Genomic DNA, 648 nt, shown 5'->3' with positions numbered 1-648 from the left:
GTCCAGCCCAACGCGTTCGCGACCGGCCGTAACCCCGAGAACGCCGCAGTCGCCGTCACCACCGGCCTGATGAACCAGCTGAGCCGCGAGGAGCTTGCCGGGGTGATCGCGCACGAGCTCGCCCACATCAAGAACCACGACACGCTGCTGATGACGATCACCGCGACCATCGCTGGCGCGATCTCCATGCTCGCGCAGTTCGGGATGTTCTTCGGCGGCAACCGCGAGAACAACAATGGTCTCGGCATCGTCGGCTCGATCCTGATGATGATCCTCGCCCCGCTCGGCGCCATGCTGGTGCAGATGGCGATCAGCCGCACCCGCGAATATGCCGCGGATAATCTCGGTGCGCGCATCGTGGGACAGCCGATGTGGCTGGCTTCCGCGCTGGTGAGGATCGAGGGCGCGGCACATCAGGTGCCGAACTACGAGGCGGAGCGAAATCCAGCGACCGCGCACATGTTCATCATCAATCCGCTGTCGGGCCATGGTGTGGACAACCTTTTCGCCACCCATCCTTCGACGCAGAACCGTGTTTCCGCCCTCCAGCAACTCGCGGCCGAGCTCGGCGCGCGGGCGATGCCATCGGTCGGCGCCAACGAGAACTATCCGCCGCGCAGCCCTTGGGGCCGCTCCTCCTCGCGCGGT

General features: G+C 65.7%; 1 protein-coding gene. It reads left to right on the top strand.

Annotation, left to right across the window (positions count from 1 at the left end):
• On the top strand, positions 1–648 hold a 648-nt coding region (locus ACFC3J_RS22855; protein WP_375198195.1), incomplete at both ends, for a M48 family metalloprotease.

This window comes from Sphingobium sp. (genome assembly GCF_041987595.1).
Classification (GTDB): domain Bacteria; phylum Pseudomonadota; class Alphaproteobacteria; order Sphingomonadales; family Sphingomonadaceae; genus Sphingobium.
Note: the sequence above shows the minus strand (reverse complement) of the source record. Positions and strands in the feature narration are given on the sequence as shown.